The 20,871-nt window shown below is 61.8% G+C and carries 17 protein-coding genes; 9 read left to right on the top strand and 8 right to left on the bottom strand.

From position 1 onward, the window contains the following. The first annotated feature begins 51 nt into the window (after window positions 1-51). Entirely contained in the window at window positions 52-771 is a 720-nt protein-coding gene (locus AQS8620_RS10640; protein WP_085836866.1) for an alpha/beta fold hydrolase, read from the top strand. Window positions 772-913: 142 nt separating this feature from the next. On the opposite strand, the gene phaZ is transcribed toward AQS8620_RS10640, so the two are convergent. Further along, the gene (gene phaZ, locus AQS8620_RS10645; RefSeq protein ID WP_085836867.1) at window positions 914-2,251 is read right to left on the bottom strand and encodes a polyhydroxyalkanoate depolymerase; all 1,338 of its coding nucleotides are present in this window, start codon (window positions 2,249-2,251) and stop codon (window positions 914-916) included. A 156-nt stretch (window positions 2,252-2,407) separates the two neighbouring features. On the opposite strand from phaZ, the gene AQS8620_RS10650 reads away from it, so the two are divergent. The 3 genes from AQS8620_RS10650 to phaR all read left to right on the top strand — a co-directional run bounded on the left by AQS8620_RS10650 (window position 2,408) and on the right by phaR (window position 5,717). Further along, window positions 2,408-4,201: a PHA/PHB synthase family protein gene (locus AQS8620_RS10650; protein WP_085836868.1), complete on the top strand. Its 1,794-nt coding sequence runs from the start codon at window positions 2,408-2,410 to the stop codon at window positions 4,199-4,201. A 223-nt stretch (window positions 4,202-4,424) separates the two neighbouring features. Further along, a complete protein-coding gene (locus tag AQS8620_RS10655) occupies window positions 4,425-4,874 on the top strand; it encodes a phasin family protein (RefSeq protein WP_085836869.1) in 450 nt (149 codons plus the stop codon). 264 nt (window positions 4,875-5,138) lie between these two features. Further along, a complete protein-coding gene (gene phaR / locus AQS8620_RS10660) occupies window positions 5,139-5,717 on the top strand; it encodes a polyhydroxyalkanoate synthesis repressor PhaR (RefSeq protein WP_085836870.1) in 579 nt (192 codons plus the stop codon). Between the two features lie 48 nt (window positions 5,718-5,765). Here the strand turns inward: phaR and AQS8620_RS10665 are convergent, their stop codons facing one another. Beyond that, window positions 5,766-6,368 carry a flavin reductase family protein gene (locus AQS8620_RS10665; RefSeq protein ID WP_085836871.1) on the bottom strand — a complete coding sequence of 201 codons (603 nt, stop codon included), beginning with the start codon at window positions 6,366-6,368 and terminating at the stop codon, window positions 5,766-5,768. Window positions 6,369-6,462: 94 nt separating this feature from the next. Between AQS8620_RS10665 and AQS8620_RS10670 the strand changes: the two genes are divergently transcribed. Continuing rightward, window positions 6,463-6,954: a GNAT family N-acetyltransferase gene (locus tag AQS8620_RS10670; protein ID WP_085836872.1), complete on the top strand. Its 492-nt coding sequence runs from the start codon at window positions 6,463-6,465 to the stop codon at window positions 6,952-6,954. A gap of 69 nt (window positions 6,955-7,023) precedes the next feature. Beyond that, window positions 7,024-7,842 (top strand): EcsC family protein, encoded by an 819-nt coding sequence (locus AQS8620_RS10675; RefSeq protein WP_234990450.1) that lies wholly within the window; start codon window positions 7,024-7,026, stop codon window positions 7,840-7,842. Window positions 7,843-7,956: 114 nt separating this feature from the next. Here the strand turns inward: AQS8620_RS10675 and ptsP are convergent, their stop codons facing one another. From ptsP to AQS8620_RS10700, 5 genes are all read right to left on the bottom strand, one after another. Then, a complete protein-coding gene (gene ptsP / locus AQS8620_RS10680; RefSeq protein ID WP_085836873.1) occupies window positions 7,957-10,221 on the bottom strand; it encodes a phosphoenolpyruvate--protein phosphotransferase in 2,265 nt (754 codons plus the stop codon). 45 nt (window positions 10,222-10,266) lie between these two features. Then, window positions 10,267-11,502, bottom strand: a complete 1,236-nt coding sequence (locus AQS8620_RS10685; RefSeq protein ID WP_085836874.1) for an aspartate kinase — start codon at window positions 11,500-11,502, stop codon at window positions 10,267-10,269. A gap of 156 nt (window positions 11,503-11,658) precedes the next feature. Beyond that, window positions 11,659-12,132 (bottom strand): DUF1178 family protein, encoded by a 474-nt coding sequence (locus tag AQS8620_RS10690; RefSeq protein WP_085836875.1) that lies wholly within the window; start codon window positions 12,130-12,132, stop codon window positions 11,659-11,661. 111 nt (window positions 12,133-12,243) lie between these two features. Further along, the gene (locus tag AQS8620_RS10695) at window positions 12,244-12,735 is read right to left on the bottom strand and encodes an NUDIX hydrolase (RefSeq protein ID WP_085836876.1); all 492 of its coding nucleotides are present in this window, start codon (window positions 12,733-12,735) and stop codon (window positions 12,244-12,246) included. A gap of 102 nt (window positions 12,736-12,837) precedes the next feature. Next, window positions 12,838-14,133 carry a 3-deoxy-D-manno-octulosonic acid transferase gene (locus AQS8620_RS10700; protein ID WP_159453232.1) on the bottom strand — a complete coding sequence of 432 codons (1,296 nt, stop codon included), beginning with the start codon at window positions 14,131-14,133 and terminating at the stop codon, window positions 12,838-12,840. Between the two features lie 223 nt (window positions 14,134-14,356). Here AQS8620_RS10700 and AQS8620_RS10705 point away from each other — a divergent pair, with 223 nt between their 5' ends. Further along, window positions 14,357-15,406 (top strand): zinc-binding metallopeptidase family protein, encoded by a 1,050-nt coding sequence (locus tag AQS8620_RS10705; protein WP_085836878.1) that lies wholly within the window; start codon window positions 14,357-14,359, stop codon window positions 15,404-15,406. 64 nt (window positions 15,407-15,470) lie between these two features. On the opposite strand, the gene glgX is transcribed toward AQS8620_RS10705, so the two are convergent. Next, window positions 15,471-17,597, bottom strand: a complete 2,127-nt coding sequence (gene glgX / locus AQS8620_RS10710; protein ID WP_085836879.1) for a glycogen debranching protein GlgX — start codon at window positions 17,595-17,597, stop codon at window positions 15,471-15,473. 456 nt (window positions 17,598-18,053) lie between these two features. Here glgX and AQS8620_RS10715 point away from each other — a divergent pair, with 456 nt between their 5' ends. Both AQS8620_RS10715 and AQS8620_RS10720 read left to right on the top strand, forming a co-directional pair. Then, entirely contained in the window at window positions 18,054-18,425 is a 372-nt protein-coding gene (locus tag AQS8620_RS10715; protein WP_085836880.1) for a hypothetical protein, read from the top strand. Then, window positions 18,422-20,803, top strand: a complete 2,382-nt coding sequence (locus AQS8620_RS10720) for a pyrroloquinoline quinone-dependent dehydrogenase (protein ID WP_234990451.1) — start codon at window positions 18,422-18,424, stop codon at window positions 20,801-20,803. The genes AQS8620_RS10715 and AQS8620_RS10720 overlap by 4 nt, the downstream gene beginning before the upstream one ends. Window positions 20,804-20,871 lie beyond the last annotated feature (68 nt).

Below are 20,871 nucleotides of genomic sequence, written 5' to 3' on the forward strand. Positions count from 1 at the left end.
TGACGGCGGACGCGGTTCAGTCAACTTGGGCGCGAACGCAAGGATTTTTCCATGACTCCATCCGAACCTGTGCTGCTGTTGTCCGGCTTTATGGCCGATGCGCGGCTGTGGATGGGGCAGGTGCCCGACCTGAGCCGCACCCGCATGGTGAGCGTCGCGCCGATGGTGGGCGACACGCTGGAAGAGATTTCGACCGGAATTCTCGACAATGCGCCGGCGCGTTTTGCGCTGGTCGGCCATGATCTGGGCGCTGCCGTGGCAACCGATATTTTGCGCCGTGCGCCCGAGCGCGTGACCCGCATCGCGCTGATCTGTGGCAATGCGCAGGGTGAAACACCTGTGGGGGCGGCCGCGCGCGAGCCGCGGATGGTTGCGGTGAAGACCGGACGCTTTGGCGATGTCTTGCGCCAGGAATTGAACGCCAGCCACCTGCACGACGGGCCGCATCGCTCGGAAATTCTGTCGATGTGGTATGAAATGGCGCTTGAGGTGGGGCCGGATGCGTATCTGCGCCTGAGCCGCATCGCGCAGCGCCGCCCCGACGCCCAAGCCGTTTTGCGCCGCGCACGCCTGCCCGCGCTGATCGTGGCCGGGGCGTCGGATACGATCAATCCGGTGCGGCGCGCCGAATTCATCGCCCAGCTTATGCCCTATGCCGAATTGGTGGTGATCGAGGGGGCAGGGCATCTGCCGATGTGGGAAGCGCCAAAGTCGCTGACGCGCGCCTTGGTGGACTGGCTTGATACGCCCGCACCGCTGGTGCTGCGCTAAGGCAAAACGCGCGCGAAGCTGTCCTTCGCGCGCGTTGGCTGTGTCTTTCAGGGCGTCTCTCTGGCCGTCTCTCTGGCCGTCTCTCTGGCCGTCTTTTGATGGCCTTGCCCACAACGCGGCCCCCATCACGGGTAGGGCAGCGTTAAACCGGCATCGCCTTGTCGCCCTTGGGAGCGTCGGCGGGGGCATCCACGACAGCGGCTTTCGCGGCGGCAGGTTTGGCGGCAGCGGTGCCGCCCACAACCCGCGGGCCGGAATTTGCGTCGATGAATTCCAGCACGAGCGGGCGGATATTCTTGCGCCAAGACGAGCCGGCAAAAATGCCGTAATGGCCGGCCCCGGGTTCCAGATGGGCCGCTTTCATCGAATCAGGCAGGCCGGTGCAGAGGTCCAGCGCAGCCACACATTGCCCCGGCGCGGAGATATCGTCCTTCTCGCCCTCGACGGTTTTGACGGCGATATCGGTGATCTTGCCCAGATCGACCTTCTTTCCGGCCACGACAAATTCGTTCTTCGCGATTTCGAGACCTTTGAAAATCCGCTCGACCGTAGAGAGATAGAATTCCGCCGTCATATCCATCACGGCGAGATATTCATCGTAGAATTTATTGTGTTTATCCGCATCGCTGGCTTCGCTTTTGGCAACGCGGCTGATCTGGTTCTGGAACGCTTTCGAGTGGGTTTCGCCGTTCATCGAGATGAAGGACAACAGCTGCAACAAGCCCGGGTAGACCTTGCGCCCCACACCTTTATATTTGAAACCGACACGCTGGATCATCGAGGCTTCAAGCTGGCCCATGGTGACGCGTTTGCCAAAATCCGTGACGTCGGTAGGGGTGGCATCGGGGTCGATGGGACCGCCGATCAGCGTCAGCGAGCGCGGCTGTGCGGCGGGCTCTTCCTCGGCCAGATAGGCGGCGGCGGCAAGGGTGAGCGGCGCGGGTTGGCACACGGCAATCACATGGGTGTTTGGCCCAAGTTCTTTCATGAAATCAACGAGGTAAAGGGTATAGTCCTCGATATCGAACTTGCCGGCAGAGACGGGAATGTCGCGCGCATTGCGCCAATCGGTGATGTAGACATCACAATCGGGCAGCAGGGAGACGACCGTCGAGCGCAACAGCGTGGCATAGTGCCCCGACATCGGCGCAACCAGCAAAACACGGCGGTTCATTTCGCGCCGGCCTTGCACTTTGAAGTGGATCAGATCGCCGAAATCTTTTTCGACGGTGGTTTCGACGGTGACCACATGGTCGCGACCGTCATCCCCCACAACCGAACCGATTCCCCAGTCGGGCTTGACCACCATGCGCGAAAACGACCGCTCCGTGACCTCGCCCCAGGCGGCCATCCACTGGACGGCGGGATTGGGGAACATCGACATGGCCGGATAGGACCCCATCGCCTGCGCCGACGCGCCAAGCCATTGGTTTGTCGTGCGGATCGTTTCCATCAAATCGTAGGATGCCATGATGTTCATGGGAACTCCTCACTCCCGCGCATCGGCGGGGATAAAACACATCATGCGAGAGCACGGGGAGCTTTCAAGACGCTCCTGCACGGGCTATCGTCATATTTATTCAGGTTAGGCAGATTATGCTGCACTTGCAAAGTAAATTGAGGGGGGAGCCAGGGAATGACAAGCGAGCAAAAAGTCTCGGACCGTGAGATCGACGTGATGAGCGCGAACCTTGCGAAACTTGAGGCCCTGCAAGAGCGCATGGCAAAAGCTTTGGCCAAACGCAAACCGATCCGCACGGACCTGCAGGGACCGGGGCAGGATCTGTTCCTGAAAGCCGCCGCTGCGTGGATGTCGGAAACGATGAACAATCCCACGCGGATGGTTGAGCATCAGGTCGGCTGGTGGGGCAAGACCCTGTCGCATTATGCAGAGGCGCAAAAGCGTCTTGCGCGCGGCGATATGACCCCGCCCCCTGACGAGACGCCCACGGACCGGCGGTTCTCGAATCCCTTGTGGGAGACCCATCCTTTCTTCAACTTCATCAAGCAACAGTACATGATGAACTCTGAAGCGATGGTGAATGTCGTCGCCGATACCGAGGCAATGGACGAAAAAGATCGCAAACGTCTGGATTATTTCACCCGCCAGATCGTCGATATGATGGCCCCCACCAATTTTCTGGCCACCAACCCCGATGCGTTGGAACAGGCCTTGAAAACCGAGGGCCAAAGCCTTGTGGACGGGTTGGAAAACTTTGTCCGCGACCTTGAGGCCAATGATGGCGAGGTCGTGGTGTCGCTCGCCGACAAAAGCGCGTTTACGGTGGGTGAAAACCTTGCCACCACCCAAGGGTCCGTTGTCTATCGCAACGCCTATTTCGAGCTGATCCAATACGCTCCGACCACGCCAAAAGTGCATCGCACCCCGATGCTGATTTTTCCGCCCTGGATCAACAAATACTACATTCTGGACATGACCGAGCGCAATTCTCTGGTCAAATGGGTGGTCGATCAGGGCTACACGCTGTTCGTTGTGAGCTGGATCAACCCCGATGCCAGCTTTAAGGATGTGACGCTCGAGAACTACGTCGAACACGGGTTTCTGGAGGCCATCGATCAGGTCAAAACCATCACCGGCGAGCAAAAGATCAACGTCACCGGCTATTGCATCGCGGGCACGACCCTGTCGCTGACGCTCGCCCATCTCAAACGCATTGGCGATAAATCCGTCAAATCGGCGACATTTTTCACCACGCTCACGGATTTTTCGGACACGGGCGAAGTGGGCGTCTTTCTGGATGAGGATTTTCTGGGGGGGCTGGAAGCGGAAGCCGCGCAGAATGGCGTGATGAAAAGCCTGTTCATGTCGCGAACCTTTTCCTACCTGCGCTCGCGCGACCTGATCTACACGCCTGCAATCCGCACCTACATGATGGGGGAGGCGCCGCCGGCCTTTGATCTGCTGTACTGGAATTCCGACGGCACGAACCTGCCCGGAAAGCTGGCGGTGGAATATTTGCGCGGCCTGTGCCAGCGCAATGAATTCGTGACCTCGGGCTATCGGCTGTTTGGCGCGCCGGTGAATATCAAGGATGTCGATGTGCCGCTCTGCGCGGTGGCATGCGAAACCGACCATATCGCGACGTGGCGCGCCTCTTATAGTGGTGTGCGCAAGATGGGCTCCAAGAACAAGACCTTCATTCTCAGCCAGTCGGGCCATATCGCGGGCATCATCAATCCGCCCAGCAAGAAGAAATACGGGCATTACACCAATCCCGACCTCACGCTTGCCTCCGAGGACTGGCGCGCGGGCGCCGATTTCAACGAAGGCTCCTGGTGGCCGCGCTGGGAAAGCTGGCTGGCGGCAAAGTCGGGCGCGATGGTCAAGGCGCGCACGCCCGGCGATTCGACCCATCCGGTGATTTGCGCCGCCCCCGGGACTTACGTAACGGCAAATCCCAAGCTATGAGGGAAAGTTTTTTCTCCCTGTAGTTGATTGATTTTGCCAGCATTCTTGTCTTTGTAACAGATTTGTTGCTGCACTGCAGCATTTCCCTCTTGATTTGCTGCAGTGCAGAAAGCATATTCATCTCAAGCGCAGAGAGAGTGGCCGGATGGATCACTCCTCGGGGCAGAGCCCGACTGCGACAGGGGTGGAGTGTTCCACCTGCTTCAACGATCGGAGATGTATCGTGGCGACTACTGAAGACTTCACCAAGATGATGAAAGACATGATGGGCGCATTTCCCGTGGACATGAGCGCCATGCAGGACGGCTTCAAAACCCAAGCCGCTTTCGGCGAGAAATTGTCCAAAGTTGCGCTGGGCGCGGCTGAGAAATCCACCGAGATTTCCACCAAATGGACCAAAGAAACGCTGGCCAAACTTTCGGACCTCTCCTCCGTGAAAGACGAGCCCGCAGACTACTCCAAAGCGATGACCGATTTTGCCTCCGCGCAGGCCGAAGTCGCATCCGAGCACATGGCTGCTTTCGCTGAAGTTGCGAAAAAAGTTCAGATGGAAACCATGGAACTCGTCATGGCTGCTGGCAAGGACATGTCCGAAGACATGACGGCCGCAACCAAAAAAGCGACGTCCGACATGACCGCTGCGACCAAAAAAGCGACCGCAGCTGCGAAATAAGTTCGAGGAATTTTAGCGCGCCGCTTCCTCCTCCCTGACGGCGCACTCCTCTGGCGGGCACTTCGGTGCCCGTCTTTTTGTTTCCAGGCGCCAATGCACACCCGGTTTTCACCCAGCTCGCACCCCCGCCCGCACCCCCGCCCGCGCGCACTCTCGGCCCGCGCGCGTCTTGGCGCGGATGCCGCACCTGCAAATTACCTTTGCATTTCAAACCGTCTCGCATAGGCTTTTTGCAAAGGCAGATACAAAAGGGGAGGATAAAAGATGGCCGACACAAATGCGCCGCTTCTGATAAAACGCTACGCCTCGCGCAGGCTCTACAACACAGAGACATCCGATTACGTCACGCTTGAGGATATCTCGCGCTTTATCCGTGCGGGGCGCGAAGTGCAGATCGTGGACCTCAAGTCCGGCGATGACCTCACGCGCCAGTACCTTTTGCAGATCATTGCCGAGAACGAGAGCAAGGGCGAAAGCGTGCTGCCACTGGGCGTGCTGACCGACCTTGTGCGCAGCTACACCACCGAGGTGCAGTCTGTGGTGCCGCAGTTTTTGGCAATGTCCTTTGATATGCTGCGGGACGGGCAGGCCAAGATGATGGAAAATCTGGGGAAAAACCCGATGCCTGCCATGCCGACCCTTGCCGGCCTGCCCACCATGCCGGGGCTTGAGGCGATGCAGGCCCAACAAGAAGCCTTCCTCAAAGCGATGACCTCGGGCCTTCCTGCCATGGGGAAAAACTGGTCCGGCCCGGCCTCCGATGCGGATGAAAGCCCCGAGGATCTCGCGACGATCAAGAAACAGCTCGCTGAATTGCAGGCCAAGCTGTCCAAACTCAGCTAAGCCGTCCCAAAATGCGCCAAAAGGCCCGCCGATGTGTTTGGCGGGCCGTCAGGTCGGGCGCTCCAGTTCGAACAGCTCGCGCACCACCGCATAGTCTTTGTAGCCGCAGCGCGCGAGGGGCTGGAAGGCGGTGATGTCAAAGCGCCCGTCGCGCAGGCAATCGTCGCGCATATGGACGCCGGTTACTTCCCCGAGCACCATGAAATTCGACGCGCCTTCCAGCGGGATGATCTGTCGCAGCACGCATTCCAGCGCCGCCGGCGCCCCCGCCACGCGCGCACAGTCGATGGTTTCACAAGCACGCTTGGCAATGCCCGCCTGCGCGAATTCATCGACCCCGGCGGCCAAAGGGGCGCTGGAGGCATTCATCGCCGCGCGCGCGCCGTATTCCACGATATTGACGCAAAACACCCCCGTCTCCCGGATCTGCGCAAGGCTGTCTTTGGTGTCGCCGCGATCCGCTTTGCGCGACAGCGAGGAAAACATCACCTGCGGCGGGGTATAGGCAATGGCGTTGAAAAACGAATAGGGGGCAAGGTTGTCGCGCCCTGCTGCATCGCGGGTCGAAATCCAGCCGATAGGGCGGGGCGACACGATGGCGTTGAAGGGATTATGCGCAAGGCCATGGCCGGTGGCGGGGGTGTAAAACATTGGGACCTTTCGGGTTCGCGGCTGCGTTGCCCCTATTCTAGCGCCGTGCTAGGCCATTGACGAGACTGGACGCCGCAACGCATGGGGGCAGGGTTTGTACCGCATCACGACCGAGACAGCAGCAGATTTATGGGAGGTCGAAGCCCTCTATGATACCTGCTTTGCCCCCGGACGCGAGCTTCTGTCGTCCTATCGGCTGCGCGACGATGTGCCCAAAATTGCCGAGCTGAGCCTGCTGGCGCGCGACGAGGGCAATGTGCTGGCGGGCGCAATTCGCTATTGGCCGGTGCGCGTTGCCTCAACGCGGGTTCTGCTGCTCGGGCCGGTGGCCGTGCACCCCACACGTCAGGGCGAAGGGCTTGCCGCGCTGCTGATCCAGGACAGTCTGGAACGCGCGGCCGCGCTCGGTTGGCAAAGGGTGTTGCTGGTGGGCGATGCGCCCTACTACCAGCGTTTCGGATTCAGCAAACGCGAGGGCGTGATCATGCCGCCCCCCACCAACCCCGACCGGGTGTTGGGCCTGTCACTGGGCGAGGAGGCATGGGCGGGGGTCACGGGCGATGTGACGCGCGACATCGACCCCTGAGGGCTTGAGTTCACCGCGCAGCGCCCCCAGATAAGGCAAGAGTTGCGGTGGAGAGGCGAGGGCAGAGACGTGGCCAGAGGCGATGACAAGGCAGCGGGAAAATCGACGCGAAAAACCGTGGGTGCGCTGACGGCGGATGACGGTCATATCGTGCTGCAAGCGCCCACCGCGGCCGCGATCACCGATCTTGCCAAACGCTATCGGCGCGCGTCCAACCCGGTGATCAAATTGATGAACGCGGCGGGCGGCTCGGCCGAAACATTGACCGCCGGCCTGCCCAAAGCCCTGCGTCACGGCATCGAGGATGCCACGATGCGCGCCCTCAACATCAGCTTTGCGGGCGCGTCGCGGTCGCGCCGTGCGGGGGTCAAGGGCAACACCGCGATCAGTCGCGCCGTTAGCGTCGGCTTGGGCGCGGTGGGCGGCGCAGGGGGGGTGCCATCGGCGCTGGCCGAATTGCCCGTGACGACCACCGTTTTGCTGCATGCGATCCAATCTGTGGCCGAAGACTATGGTTTTGACACCACGCGCGACGACATCCGCAAAGCCTGCCTGACGGTTTTTGCCGCGGCCGGCCCGATGGAGGAGGATGATGGTGCCGACCTTGGGTTCGTGATGGCGCGCGCGACCCTGACGGGGGCAACGATCCATGCTCTGATCGCCAAAATCGCGCCGCGTCTGGCGTTGGTTTTGGGGCAGAAACTTGCTGCACAAACCGTTCCGGTGATCGGGGCGGTGACAGGGGCCGCGACGAATTACGCCTTCACGGCCTATTATCAGGACATGGCGCATGTGACCTTTGGACTGATGCGCATGGCCGAAGACAGCGATCTGGGCTTTGATGCGCTCAAAGCGCAGCTGCGCGCCGAGGTCAAACGCCTGTCCTAGCTCGCCTGTCCCGGCTTTGCTGTCCTGATGTACCTGCCCGCAGCGCCCAGTCGCGTCAAACCGGTCGCGTCAAACCGGTCGCCTCAATCGATCGGGGCCTGTCGTGTACAGGCCTCAGGTTTCGATTTCCGCAAGATACGCCAGCACCGAGCTGCGCACGGATTGATCGCCGCGCTCGGAGGAGGCGTCGATCACACGGCGCAATTCACCCAAATCCACCCGCCGGATCAGATGTTTCACCGGACCGATCGAGGCGGGGCGCATCGACAGCGTGTCCAGCCCCATGGCCGCAAGGCAGATGGCCTCGACGGGGCGGCCCGCATCCTCGCCGCAGAAACTGACCGGCGTGCCGAATTTTTTGCAGCGCTCGGCAATCATCCCGATGAAGGTCAAAAAGGACACGTTGAGGGTGTCATAGCGGCGGCGCACCCGTTCGTTTTCGCGGTCGGCGGCGAAAAAGAACTGTTTGAGGTCATTGCCCCCGATGGAGATGAAATCCGCCATTTCGAAAAACGCGTCCGGCGCAAAGGCCAGCGACGGGGTTTCCAGCATCGCGCCAATGTTGATTTTGTCGTAGTCGGGCACGGGGTTTCCCAGGCGCCGCTCGCCCTCGATCATATGGATCAAATGCTGACGGGCTTCGCGAAACTCGTCGAATTGTGCCACGAAGGGGAACATGATCGACAGGGGGCGACCGCGTGCAGCGCGCACCAGCGCCTGAAGCTGCATCCGCATGACGCCCTTTTTGTCCAGCCCCACACGGATTGCGCGCCAGCCCATGGCGGGGTTGGGTTCGTCCTGTGGCTTCATGTAGGGCAGGACCTTGTCCGACCCGATGTCGAGCGTGCGAAAGGCAACACGCTTGTCGCCCGCAGAATCCATCACCAGCCCGTAGAGCCGCGCAAGCTCGGCGCGCCGTGGCACCTTGTTGCGGATCAGGAATTGCAATTCGGTGCGAAACAGCCCCACACCCTCGGCACCCGACCCTTCGAGCGAGGGCAGGTCGGCCATCAAGCCGGCATTCATCTGCAGCGAAATCTGGCGGCCTTTGAGGTCGCTGGCCGGTTTGTCGCGCAGGTCGGCATAGCGCATTTGCGCCTCGGCCTGCATGGCGATCTTGTCGCGAAAGGCAGAGGCAACGGTCTCTTCTGGACGCAGATGCACCACACCCTGTTCGCCATCGACCAGAATCGCATCGCCGTTGAGCGCCTGCGTGGTGATGCCACGCGCATGGATGACCAGCGGAATCGCCAAAGCCCGCGCCACCACGGCGGCGTGGCTGCCGACCGACCCCTGCTCAAGCACGATGCCCTTCAGCTTGCGCCCGTATTCCAGCAATTCGCCCGGACCGATGTTGCGGGCAATCAGCACGGGGTTTTCGGGCATTTCCGCGCCGGTTTCCGAGCCTTGGCCCGTGAGAATGCGCAGCAACCGGTTGGACAGGTCATCCAGATCGTGCAGGCGTTCGCGCAGGTAGGGATCGGGGGCCGTGGCCAGACGCAGCCGCGCGTTGGACTGTTCCTTTTCGACAGCGGCTTCGGCCGAGAGCCCCAGCTCGATGTCTTCCTCCATGCGTTTGGCCCAACTTTTGGAGTTGGCAAACATCCGGTAGGCTTCCATCACCTCGCGCTGGTCCTTATCGGCGGTTTTATCCCCCGATTGTGCCGCCGCGAGCATGTCATCGACCGACAGGCGCAGCGCCGCAACCCCCGCTTGCAGCCGCTCCAGTTCGACAGCCGGATCGTCGGCGACGGGATTCGTGACCACCACGCGCGGCTCGTGCAAAAAGACGTTGCCTTCCGCGACGCCCTCTTGCCCCTGGGTGCCGCGAAACAGGATCGGTTGCTGGTGCAGCGCCTTCAACGCCGCGCCGTCCCCGACAAATGCCCCCAGTTCGGTCATCTCCGCCAGCACCATCGCCACCACTTCGAGGGCATAGACCTCGTCGTTGGTATATTTGCGGGCGGTTTTGGATTGCACGACCAACACGCCCAGCGTTTCGCCCAAGCGCTGGATCGGAATGCCCAGAAAGCTGGAATAGATTTCCTCGCCCGTTTCGGGCATGTAGCGAAATCCGCGCTCCGAGGGCGCATCGGCGGAATTGACGGGGGTCGCGGTGCGCGCCACGCGGCCCACAAGCCCTTCACCGATCCGCATCCGCGTCTCGTGAACCGCCTCGGGCTTGAGCCCCTCTGTTGCACAAAGCTCAAGCGTGTCGGAGTCGCGAAACAGATAGATAGAGCACACTTCCGTGCGCATCGAATCCGCAATCAAATGCGTGATCCGGTCCAGTCGGGTCTGCCCCGCACTATCTTCCGCGAGCGTGTCGCGCAAACGGCCAAGCAGTTTGCGACTTTCGCTTTCTTTCGGTTCAGCCATAATCCTGTCTCTGGGCGCTCCCCTCGCCCGCAGACCTATGAGGCCTCAGGCTTTTTCAAGCTCGAAGGCATCATGCAGCGCCTGCACCGCAAGTTCCATGTATTTCCGATCAATCAGCACGGAAATCTTGATTTCCGACGTTGCGATAACCTTGATGTTGATCCCCTCGGAGGAGAGAACTTTGAACATTTTGGCCGCAACGCCCACCTGAGACCGCATCCCGATGCCCACGATGGACACTTTTGCGACCTCGACATCCGACAAAAGCTCGCTAAAGCCGATTTTGGCTGCGGCTTTGGCCTCCTGTAGCGCCGTGGTGGCGCGTTTGACCTGATCGACAGGGCAGGAGAAGGTCATATCCGTCTCGCCCTCGTCGGAAATGTTCTGCACGATCATATCGACGTTGATGCCGGCGTCGGCCAGCGGACCAAAGATCGCCGCAGCGATACCGGGGGTATCGGCCACGGAGACCAGCGTCATTTTGGCTTCTTCGCGCGATGCGGCCACGCCGCTGACAACTTTGCTTTCCACGATATCCTCCTCGGCACAGATCAGCGTGCCGGCATTGGGGTCATATTCCTCGAAGCTCGACAGCACCCGCAGCTTCACCTTGTAGCGCATCGCCAGTTCGACCGAACGGGTCTGCAGCACCTTGGCCCCGAGCGAGGCCAGTTCCAGCATTTCCTCAAAGCTGATCTTTTCCAGCTTTTTGGCTTTGGCGGTGATGCGCGGGTCGGTGGTGTAAACGCCATCCACATCGGTGTAGATGTCGCAACGCTCGGCGTCGAAGGCCGCGGCAAAGGCGACGGCGGTCGTGTCCGAGCCGCCACGGCCCAGCGTGGTGATGCGGCCTTCGGGCGAAATGCCCTGGAAACCGGCGACCACGGCAACTTTCATGCCTTCTCCGAACTTCGACATGATGTTTTCGGAGGGGATTTCCTTGATGCGCGCGGCGCCATGGGCCCCGTCGGTCATCAAAGGCACCTGCCAGCCCTGCCACGAGCGCGCGGGCACGTCCATCTCCTGCAGGGTCAAAGCCATGAGACCAGCGGTCACGTTTTCACCCGATGAGACGACAGCGTCATATTCGCGCGCGTCATACATCGGCGAGGTTTCCCCCACAAAGCCGACCAGCTTGTTGGTTTCGCCAGACATCGCCGAGACGATGACGATCACGTCATAGCCGTTGGCGACCTCGCGGCCCACACGCTTGGCGGCGCGTTTGATACGGTCGAGCGTGGCGACTGAAGTGCCGCCGAATTTCATCACGAGAACCGGCATTGCGGCCTTCCCCCTTGCACAATCGGGTGCTGATTAAGCGAGCGGCGCGCAAGACGCAAGAGCGCGCAGCGCCTGACCGCCGCGCATGGCGGCAAAAGGGACCGCAAAACGGGTGGCAAATGCGCTGAAAAGACCCCTTTGCGGCGCGCGGGGGCGTCAGTTGGTTTTGCGTTTTGGCAAAAACGGCAGCGGCAGGATGGGAACACCTTCCTCAAGCAGGGCACGGGCTTCCTGCGGTTTGGCTTCGCCCCAGATGGCGCGGGTCGGCGTGTCGCCCGCGTGCATCTTGCGCGCCTCGGCGGCAAAGCTGACCCCCACGTAATCGGAATTCTTCTCCACCTGTTCGCGCATCGCGGCAATCGCCTTTTCGGTCTCGTTTTGGGGGGCGCTGAGCGGCGTCTGTGGCCGAGCGGCGCCTGCGGGGGCCTCGTGCGACGGCGCGCGCGCATCGGCGGCGTCAGAAGATCCTTTGGCCACATTCGGCGCCATCAGCGTCTTTTGCACGGCTTTGTCGCCGCAGGTCGGGCAGCTTGTGTGCCCCGCTGCGTGTAGGGAATCAAAAGCCGCAGCGGATTGGAACCAGCTGTCGAAAATATGCGCGTTGGTGCATTTTAGCGTGTAGCGGATCATCGCAGGAACCAGCTTTCAAATCGGGCCAAAAGGAGTATGGCACATTAAGTCCTGCACCAAGGTAAAGACAATGCTTTCACACCCGATTGTGTCGCCAGCCTGCGACGGGCGCTATTTTAGCCCCAGACGCGCGGGGTCAAAGCGGGCGATGATCTGCGCCAGTTCGGGCTCGGCCACTTTGGAGGCGGCCTTTTTGACCGAGAACCATTTGCGCTTGCGCTGGCCCTCTTCGGGGAAATGCGTGGCCAGGCGACCGGCCTTGAGGGGAAAAATCGCCACCATGCAGGGCAGGGCGTGTTTGTCGTCGATATCCTTGACATAGGAATACAGCCCCACGCAGATCTGCGCGGTTTTGCCCGCCACGCCGGCCTCTTCCCACGCTTCGATCGCGGCGGCGCGGGCGGGGGTTTCATCCTTCATGGGCCAGCCTTTGGGAATGATCCAGCGTTTCTGGCCGCGCGAGGTCACCAGCATGACCTGCACTTTCCCGTCCTTGATGCGCCAGATCAACGCGCCAAACTGGGTGCGCACATCCCGCTTGGTATGGGCGGTGCGCGGGGTTGTGCGGCGCGGACTCTGCAGGGGCGGAGGCATCAGGCTCATGCGGGCGGGCTATCCAGAGGCGTGAGGGGGCGTTTGGCTGGATGCTAGCAAAGCCGATGCGGTGCGAAAACCCCGCATCTGGATTTCTCGCATCCCGCAGGGTCAGCCGCGCGGCGCGGCAAGATCGGACAGGCGCATCGCATCCGAAAGCGCGGCCCAAAAGGCGCCGGCTTTGAGGTTGGCGTTTTTCAAGGGCGCAAGCGCCATGCGGGCGTTCTGGGCCATGTCAGCCGCCTGAGCGGGGCTTTGGGCCAGCATCACCAGCGCTTCGGCAAGCTCGATCGTTGTGCGCACCTCAAGCGCGCCGCCCGCCGCATCCAGCGCGCCAAAGGCCTGTGCGTTGTTATCCACATGCGGCCCGTGCAGGATGGCGCTGTCGAAATCCGCAGGCTCGAAGGGGGTGTGCCCGCCGTTGTTGACCAGCGATCCGCCCAAAAAAGTGATGCCCGCCAGCGTGAACCACAGGCCCATTTCCCCCAGGGTGTCGGCCAGATAGACTGGCGCGGTTGCGGGGTCTTCACCGCGCGAGCGCAGCGCATAGTCCAGTCCGCGATCCGTGATCAGCTTGGCAATCTGGGGGGCGCGCACCGCATGACGGGGGGCAAGGATCAGCTTGAGGTCGGGAATGCGGGTCAGAGCGTCCGCGAAAGCGTCCAGCACCAGCGCATCCTCCCCCTCATGGGTCGATCCCGCAAGCACCGTGTGCGAGCGGTGAAAGGCCGCGCGCAGCGGGCCCGTCTGGGCTTCGCCCGGGGCTTTGAGCGTCACGGCACTTTTGAGGTTCATCGCGGGGCCGATGAGGCGCTGGGGCACGCCAAGGTCGCGAAACCGTGCTTCGGAGGCAGTATCATTGGCGGCAAAATAGCTGACATTCGCGATGACCGAGCGCATCAGCGGCATCAGCTTTTTCCACCGCTGGGCGGATTTGTCCGAAATGCGCGCCCCCGCGATCAGCACGGGAATGCCGCGCGCGGCGCACATTGCAAAGCGGTTGGGCCAGATTTCGTTTTCCAGCGTCAGCAGGGCGTTGGGCTGCCATGCCGCCAGAAACCGGCGCAGCGCCAGACGGTGATCGAGCGGGGCAAGGCGGGTTTCGCACCGTTCCAGACCCCAGCTTGTCACGAGGTCGCGCCCGGAGACGGAATTGGCGGTGACGATCAAGGACAGGCGCGGGCTGCGCGCCAGTGCCGTGCGCAGGATGGGTTCTGCCGCCTGCAATTCCCCGTTCGACGCCCCATGGACCCAAAGCACCGGTCCGCGGGGCACAAAGCTGTCGGCAGGATCGCCAAGCCGCTCGCGCAGCGTCTCGGTGGTTTCCTTGCCACGGCGCAGACGCAGGGCCGCACTCACAGCCACGGGAAGGGTCGCAAGGGAAACAAGCAGGCGGTAGCTGAGCACGCGGGGCCTTTCTGACACAGTCGGGGTCGTGGCGGGACAAAACGGATCGGCAACTGCATAGGCCGCGGGGCGGCGCTGCGCAAGAACTGTGCAGTGGCGCGGTGTCGCAGGCCTATGTGCGCGCCGCGGCGCTGCGCGGGTCAGGATGCGATTGCACACGTTTCACGGAACCAATTTTGCCTGTATAGGTTCTGCTGCGACCTAACGCCCGAAAGTGCCCATTATGAAATTGTTTTCCTGTCAAATCTGCGGCCAGACTCTCTATTTTGAAAATGGCTCCTGCCTGTCTTGCGGTCACACTGTGGGGTTCTTGCCCGTCGAAGGGCGCATGGTGGCGGTTGATCCCAGCGGGGGCGGCTGGACCGTGGCGGGGACCCCCACAGAGGACAACGCGGCCCCACAGCAGTATAAATTCTGCAAAAACTGGGAGTTGTCGGCCTGCAACTGGCTTGTCGAGGATAAAGGCGACGGGGGGGAGTATTGCCACGCCTGCCGTCACAACCACATCGTGCCCGACCTGAGCAAAAAGGAAAACGTCAAACGCTGGCAAGCGATCGAGCGGGCCAAACGGCGTCTGATCTACACGCTGATGGAATTGGATCTGCCGGTGCCCATTTCGGGCGACCTGCCGCTGGTCTTTGACTTTCTGGCCGATGCGCCCTCGGGCAAACAGGCGATGACGGGGCACGCCAAGGGGCTGATCACCATCGCGCTGACGGAGGCCGACGATGCCCAGCGCGAAGAGCGCCGCCAGCGCATGGGCGAAGCCTATCGCACACTTTTGGGGCATTTCCGCCACGAAGTCGGGCATTATTACTGGGATTTTCTGCTGGCCGATGGCCCGATGCTGGAGCGCTATCGCACGCTGTTTGGCGATGAGCGCGTCGATTACGGCGATGCGCTGGAGCGTCACTATAAAAACGGCGCGCCGGAAAACTGGGCGGCAAGTTTTGTGAGTGCCTACGCCACGATGCACCCTTGGGAAGATTGGGCGGAAACCTGGGCGCATTATCTGCATATGATCGACAGTCTGGAAACCGCGCTGGGCCATGGTGTGCCGCTGGCCGCACCGATTTTCGTCGGCCCGCTGACGCAGACCCCCGCCGAGAACCTGTTTGCGGCCTGGATTCCCTTGACGGTGACGCTCAATGCCATGTCGCGCTCGATGGGCGAGAGCGATCTCTACCCCTTCGTGCTGACGGCCCCCGTGCAGGAAAAACTGGCCTTTGTGCATGAGGTGGTGTCGACACAAGGTCGCGGTTTCGCCGCCTGACATTGGGGAAACAAAAGCGGCCCGTTGCCAACTGGAACGGGCCGCTTTTGCGAGACCGGGGCGTTTAGACCGTTTCGCGGGTCAGCACGAGCACCGACTGCCAAGGCAGGTCCAGCGTCCCTGTGTCGATCGTTTCCGCACAGGCAACATCGGCGCGGCTGGTGTCCAGATGCAGCACCCATTTCAAGCCCGCCTCGCAGGGGGGCAGGACGAAAGGCCCCTCGTCGCCCGCATTGAGGATGATCAGAATGTCCTCCTCAACCGCAGCACCACTCGCGTCGCGCTCGGCGTCATGTTCCACCGCAAAGCACGACAGGCCCGCGTCCTGCCAGTCTTGGGGCGTCATTTCGCGGCCCTGCGGGTGGAACCAGCGGGTACCCAGCCGGTCGGGTTTGTCTTCGGCGTCATCTGCACTTTGCGCAAAGAAACGCGGGGCGAGCAGCGCCTTGTGGTCGCGGCGAAACGCCGAAAGGGCCGCGAAAGCGTCGGTCAGGGCAGGGCGCGCGCCGTCCCAATCGAGCCAGGTCAGCGCGTTGTCCTGACAGTAGGCATTGTTGTTGCCGTTCTGGGATTTACCCATTTCGTCGCCCGCCAGGATCATCGGCACGCCGTGGCTCATCATCAGGGTCGCCAGCATCGCTTTGACGCGACGTTCGCGTGAACCGTTGACGCCTGCGTCCTGCGTCGGCCCCTCGACGCCCATGTTGTCGGAGAGGTTGTGATCATGGCCGTCGCGGTTGTCCTCGCCGTTGGCGTCATTGTGTTTGTCGTTGTAGCTGACGGTATCCCACAGGGTGAAGCCGTCATGCGCGGCCAGAAAGTTGACCGAGGAGGTGGCGGGGCGGTGATCGTGGTTGAACTGCGTGGGCGATCCGAGCAGGCGCTGGCTGACGCGCGGCACCTGCGCGTCCTTGCGCCGCCAAAAGGCGCGCATGTCATCGCGGGCCTTGTCGTTCCATTCCCGAAACGGCCAGGGGAAGCCGCCGACCTGATAGCCGCCATCGCCGATGTCCCAGGGTTCGGCGATCAGCTTGATGCCCGCCAGCACGGGGTCCTGGCGGATGGCATTGAAAAACGCGCCTTCGCGGTCAAAGCCGGTGGGCTCGCGGCCCAAAGTCGAGGCCAGATCAAAGCGAAAGCCATCGACATGCATGACTTCGACCCAGTAGCGCAGGCTGTCCATCACCATGCGCAGCACCATCGGATGCGCCACGTTCAGCGTGTTGCCGCAGCCCGTGGTGTCGTAGCAATGCCGCTTGTCGTCGCCGTGCAGATAGTAGGCCGCGTTGTCGATCCCTTTGAACGACAGGGTCGGGCCCAGTTCGTTGCCCTCGGCGGTATGGTTGTAAACCACGTCGAGGATGACTTCGATTCCCGCCGCGTGAAAGCGTTTGATCGCGGCTTTGACTTCGCGGATATCCTCGCTCGCAAGATAGCCGCGGTTGGGCGCGAAAAAGCCAAGCGTGTTGTAGCCCCAGTAGTTGGACAGGTTCTTTTCGACCAGATAGTGGTCTTGCACCATCGTGTGGATCGGCAGCAATTCGATCGCCGTCACCCCGATGCGGTGCAGATGTTCGATCACAGGGTCCGAGGCCAGCCCCGCAAAGGTGCCCCGATCGGCTTTGACGACCTTGGGGTGCAGTTGCGTGAGGCCTTTGACATGCGCCTCGTAGATCAGCGTGTCCGACCAGTCGTGGCGCAGAATGTCGTCGGCGTCCCAATCGTAGACCGAAGAGGTCACGACCGCCTTGGGCATGAAAGCGGCGCTGTCGCGCGTGTCGATCTCAAGGTCGGAGCCACCCACCGGATAGCCATACAGCGCATCATCCCATTTCAGATAGCCGCGCATGGATTTGGCATAGGGATCAAGCAACAGCTTGGCGGGATTGAACCGATGACCGTTTTGGGGGTCGAACGGCCCGTGCACACGGTAGCCATAGGCCTGTCCCGCTTTCACATCCGGCAGATACCCGTGCCAGATGCCGCCCTCCATCAAGGGCAAATCGACGCTATGCGTCTGGGTCACGCCGCTGTCGTCGAACAGGCAGAGTTCGACCCGCTCGGCAGCACCGGAATAAAGGGCGAAATTGGTTCCCGTGTCATCGGGCGTCGCCCCGAGGACATCGGACCGCGAGGCCGACAGATCAAAGGCGGGGATCGAGGCGGAAGACGCAAGTGCAGTGTCTTTCATAGCGCTCACTCATGTTGGAGGGATGCCGAACCGGAAGGCGAGGTCGTGGCAGAGATGAAGCGCAACGCGGATCGGGCGCTTCAGTTCCGCCGCAGTGCGGCATCAATCCCGTATGGCTGCGCCTTTGGGGGCGACTTGTCAAATACCGATTGCGCTTGAGTGACAATACCCGCCGCCAACAGCTGCGCTGGCCGGGAGCCTCAAAGGGCCGGCGTGCCTGTTTGAGACGCGCCTGTTTGGGGCGGGCATGTTTGTGCAGAACCTGCCCGCAGTGTCACGCGCGCCTCGCAGGAGTTTGAAACTTTGTGAAACGGGCTGGAACTTTTCGCGCCGCCGCGGTGTTAGTGTCACAGCGGGACTGCCCGCAGTTTCAAGTATCAGCAGCACGGTTCTGCTCTGGCCGCGCTCGAAACCCTGTGTTTCTTGCGCTTGGCCCACTCAAACATTGGAGGTTGGATGTCCGTTTCCGACACGCGCGCGCCCGTCACAGGCGCGATTATCGTCCTGGCAGGAGGCCTCGGCGGTCTTGCTGTTTCCATTTACAATTATGTCACGCCGCTGACGGGGATCACGGGAACGCCGGGCGCGATGCTGGTGATCGTGTCCTGCGCGCTGCTGGTGCTCGATGCGATTTTGCTGATGGCGCTGTCGGGCCATGGCGCGCGGGCATTCTGGCGGGTTCTCGGGTTTCTGGGGGTCTTTGGGACCATCGCAGCGGCAGTGTTTTTGCACGCGTGGTGGTTGATCGCGGCAATGGTGGTTGTGTTCATCGGCCTTGTGGCGGACGCGATGCTGTCCGCGCCGACCTCGAAAGGAGTGATCGCATGAGGGATTTGATGCTCCACGCCCGCGCGCCCAAAGCGGTCTCTGCCTTGGCTTTGGCCGCCGCTCTATCCACGCCTTTGGGCGCGCTCGCACAAGAGGCCGCGCCCCCAACCGAGACGCCCGTTCAGGCTCCGGTTCAGGCCCAGACCGACGCCCAGACCGACGCCCAGACCGATGCACAGAGCGATACCGCGACCTTTGGTACGAATGATGCCAATGGCACCGAGGTCAGCGATCAGGCCGCGGCCCAGTCGGGCGAGGGGGCGGTAATGCCCCTGAGTGATGCCCAAACCACCCCTGAGGGCGAAACCGTGACACCCGCGCCTGAGGCCCAAGTGCCTGAGGCCCAAGTGCCTGACGCCCAAGCGCCTGACGCCCAAGCGCCTGACGCCCAAGCGCCTGACGCCCAAGTGCAAGGCGACGCAGGGCCCGAGGCAGACAGTCAAAGCCAGAACGCCGCCGACGGCGAACCGGCAGAAGACCCCGAAGCTGCGCCCGCAAGCGACCCGGCGGTTGCCGCCGGACCGATACCGCTGGTGCCCCAAACCGCGACGTGGAATTCGTTTCACGGGCAGCTCAATGGCCAGAAATATTCGCCCCTGACCCAGATCACCACCGACAACGTCGGTCAGCTGGAAAAAGTCTGGGACATCCATACGGGCGATGTGTCGGACGGGTCGGGCGGGCTTCCCGAGACCGTCTGGTCCGCGACGCCGATTTTCGCCAATGACACGCTGTATATCGGCACGCCGTTTTACCGCGTTCTGGCCCTTGATCCGGCAACAGGCGCGGAAAAATGGCACTTCAATTCCGACAGCGCGCTTGAGGCGCTCACCCAGCCTGCGCTGAAAAACCGTGGCGTGGCCTATTGGGAAGCTGACAATCCGGTTGCGGGCGAAGCCTGCCAGAAGATCGTCTACCTCGGCACGATGGATGCACAGCTTTTCGCGCTGGATGCCGACACGGGCGAGATGTGCGAAGGCTTTGCCAACAACGGTGTGCTTGACGTGAACCAGTGGAACACGACGAACGCCCGCTTTCCGTTTTCCGTGCTGCAGCCGCCTACCGTATCGGGCAACCATGTGATCATGGGCTGGGCGGGCAAGGATTGGGAATACGCCGAAGCCCCTCCGGGCGCCGTGTTTTCCGTCGATGCGCAGACGGGCGCGTTGCAATGGTCGTTCGAAAGCCTGCCCGAAGACATCCGCGAGAAAACCGGCACGGCGAATGTATGGACGGCCATGTCCGTGGATGAGGAACTGGGCATGGTCTACCTGCCTGTCGCCTCGCCCTCGCCCAACTATTGGGGCGGCAACCGCACCGAGCCGATCCCGCTGGCGACCTCCACCACAGCCCTTGATATCGAGACCGGCGAAGTCATCTGGTCGCGCCAGTGGGTGCATCACGACATCTGGGATTACGACATCAATTCCGCGCCGACGCTGATGGATATCACCGTTGACGGCGAGGACATTCCCGCGCTCCTTCAAGCGAGCAAAATGGCCTTCCTCTTTGCGGTGAACCGCGAGACGGGCGAAGACATCTGGCCGATCGAGGAACGCCCCGTCCCGCAGGGCAACGTGGCGGGCGAGGTCTATTCCCCGACACAGCCGTTCCCGACGAAACCCGCGCCGCTGCTTGATCAGTCGGTGAAACCCGAAATCTGGAAACTTGCGGATATCGTCGGGTTCGGGTCCTGTTCCAAGCTCTGGGACAATCTGGCCTATGACGGCATGTATTCGCCCCCCACCACCGAGGGCGCGGGTGTGCTTACCTATCCCGACAGTGCGGGCGGGGTGCAATGGGGCGGCGTTGCCTTTGACCCCGAAAGCCAGACGGCGGTCGTGAATACCTCGCATATCGTGCAGTACATCAAACTCTACGATCGCGAGGATTACGACGCACAATCGGGCGGTTCGGGCAATGAGAACGGCTTTTACCCGCAAGAGGGCGCGCCGTTCGGCATGTCGCTGGAAGTGGCGGAAAACTGGCTGGGGATGCCCTGCTGGAAAGCGCCCTACGGGGAACTGGTCGCGCTGGATATGCATACGGGCGATGTGAAATGGCGCAAACCGCTGGGATCGTCGCAGAAATACGGCTTTTACATGCCCGAAAGCATGGGTTCGCCCACCATTGGCGGCCCTGCGATCACCGCTGGTGGCGTGATCTTCATCGGCGCGACGATGGACGCCAAAGTGCGTGCCTATGCGCTCGAAACCGGCGAGGAGCTGTGGTCCGATATCGTCGAAGCGCCCGCCGTGGCCAACCCTGCGATCTACGAATACGAGGGACGCCAGTATGTGGCCTTCGTGGCCGGGGGCAATTCGATCCTCAAGGATCAGGTGGGGGATCAGGTGGCGGTCTACGCGCTGCCAGAATAGGCCAGGACCAGAATAGGCCAGGCTTGGTTTGAACCCTGACACAGGCCCCCGGATTTTCGGGGGCCTTT

The sequence above is a fragment of the Aquimixticola soesokkakensis genome (assembly GCF_900172375.1).
GTDB classification, from domain to species: Bacteria; Pseudomonadota; Alphaproteobacteria; order Rhodobacterales; family Rhodobacteraceae; genus Aquimixticola; species Aquimixticola soesokkakensis.

Excerpts from the sequence above, each read along its gene's own strand:
- phaZ (WP_085836867.1), bottom strand. The coding sequence starts at position 2,251 with ATGAACATCATGGCATCCTACGATTTGATGGAAACGATCCGCACGACA.
- AQS8620_RS10690 (WP_085836875.1), bottom strand. The coding sequence starts at position 12,132 with ATGATCCGCTACACGCTAAAATGCACCAACGCGCATATTTTCGACAGC.
- AQS8620_RS10665 (WP_085836871.1), bottom strand. The coding sequence starts at position 6,368 with ATGTTTTACACCCCCGCCACCGGCCATGGCCTTGCGCATAATCCCTTC.
- AQS8620_RS10685 (WP_085836874.1), bottom strand. The coding sequence starts at position 11,502 with ATGCCGGTTCTCGTGATGAAATTCGGCGGCACTTCAGTCGCCACGCTC.
- AQS8620_RS10650 (WP_085836868.1), top strand. The coding sequence starts at position 2,408 with ATGACAAGCGAGCAAAAAGTCTCGGACCGTGAGATCGACGTGATGAGC.
- AQS8620_RS10705 (WP_085836878.1), top strand. The coding sequence starts at position 14,357 with ATGAAATTGTTTTCCTGTCAAATCTGCGGCCAGACTCTCTATTTTGAA.
- ptsP (WP_085836873.1), bottom strand. The coding sequence starts at position 10,221 with ATGGCTGAACCGAAAGAAAGCGAAAGTCGCAAACTGCTTGGCCGTTTG.
- AQS8620_RS10715 (WP_085836880.1), top strand. The coding sequence starts at position 18,054 with ATGTCCGTTTCCGACACGCGCGCGCCCGTCACAGGCGCGATTATCGTC.
- AQS8620_RS10640 (WP_085836866.1), top strand. The coding sequence starts at position 52 with ATGACTCCATCCGAACCTGTGCTGCTGTTGTCCGGCTTTATGGCCGAT.
- phaR (WP_085836870.1), top strand. The coding sequence starts at position 5,139 with ATGGCCGACACAAATGCGCCGCTTCTGATAAAACGCTACGCCTCGCGC.
- glgX (WP_085836879.1), bottom strand. The coding sequence starts at position 17,597 with ATGAAAGACACTGCACTTGCGTCTTCCGCCTCGATCCCCGCCTTTGAT.
- AQS8620_RS10720 (WP_234990451.1), top strand. The coding sequence starts at position 18,422 with ATGAGGGATTTGATGCTCCACGCCCGCGCGCCCAAAGCGGTCTCTGCC.
- AQS8620_RS10695 (WP_085836876.1), bottom strand. The coding sequence starts at position 12,735 with ATGAGCCTGATGCCTCCGCCCCTGCAGAGTCCGCGCCGCACAACCCCG.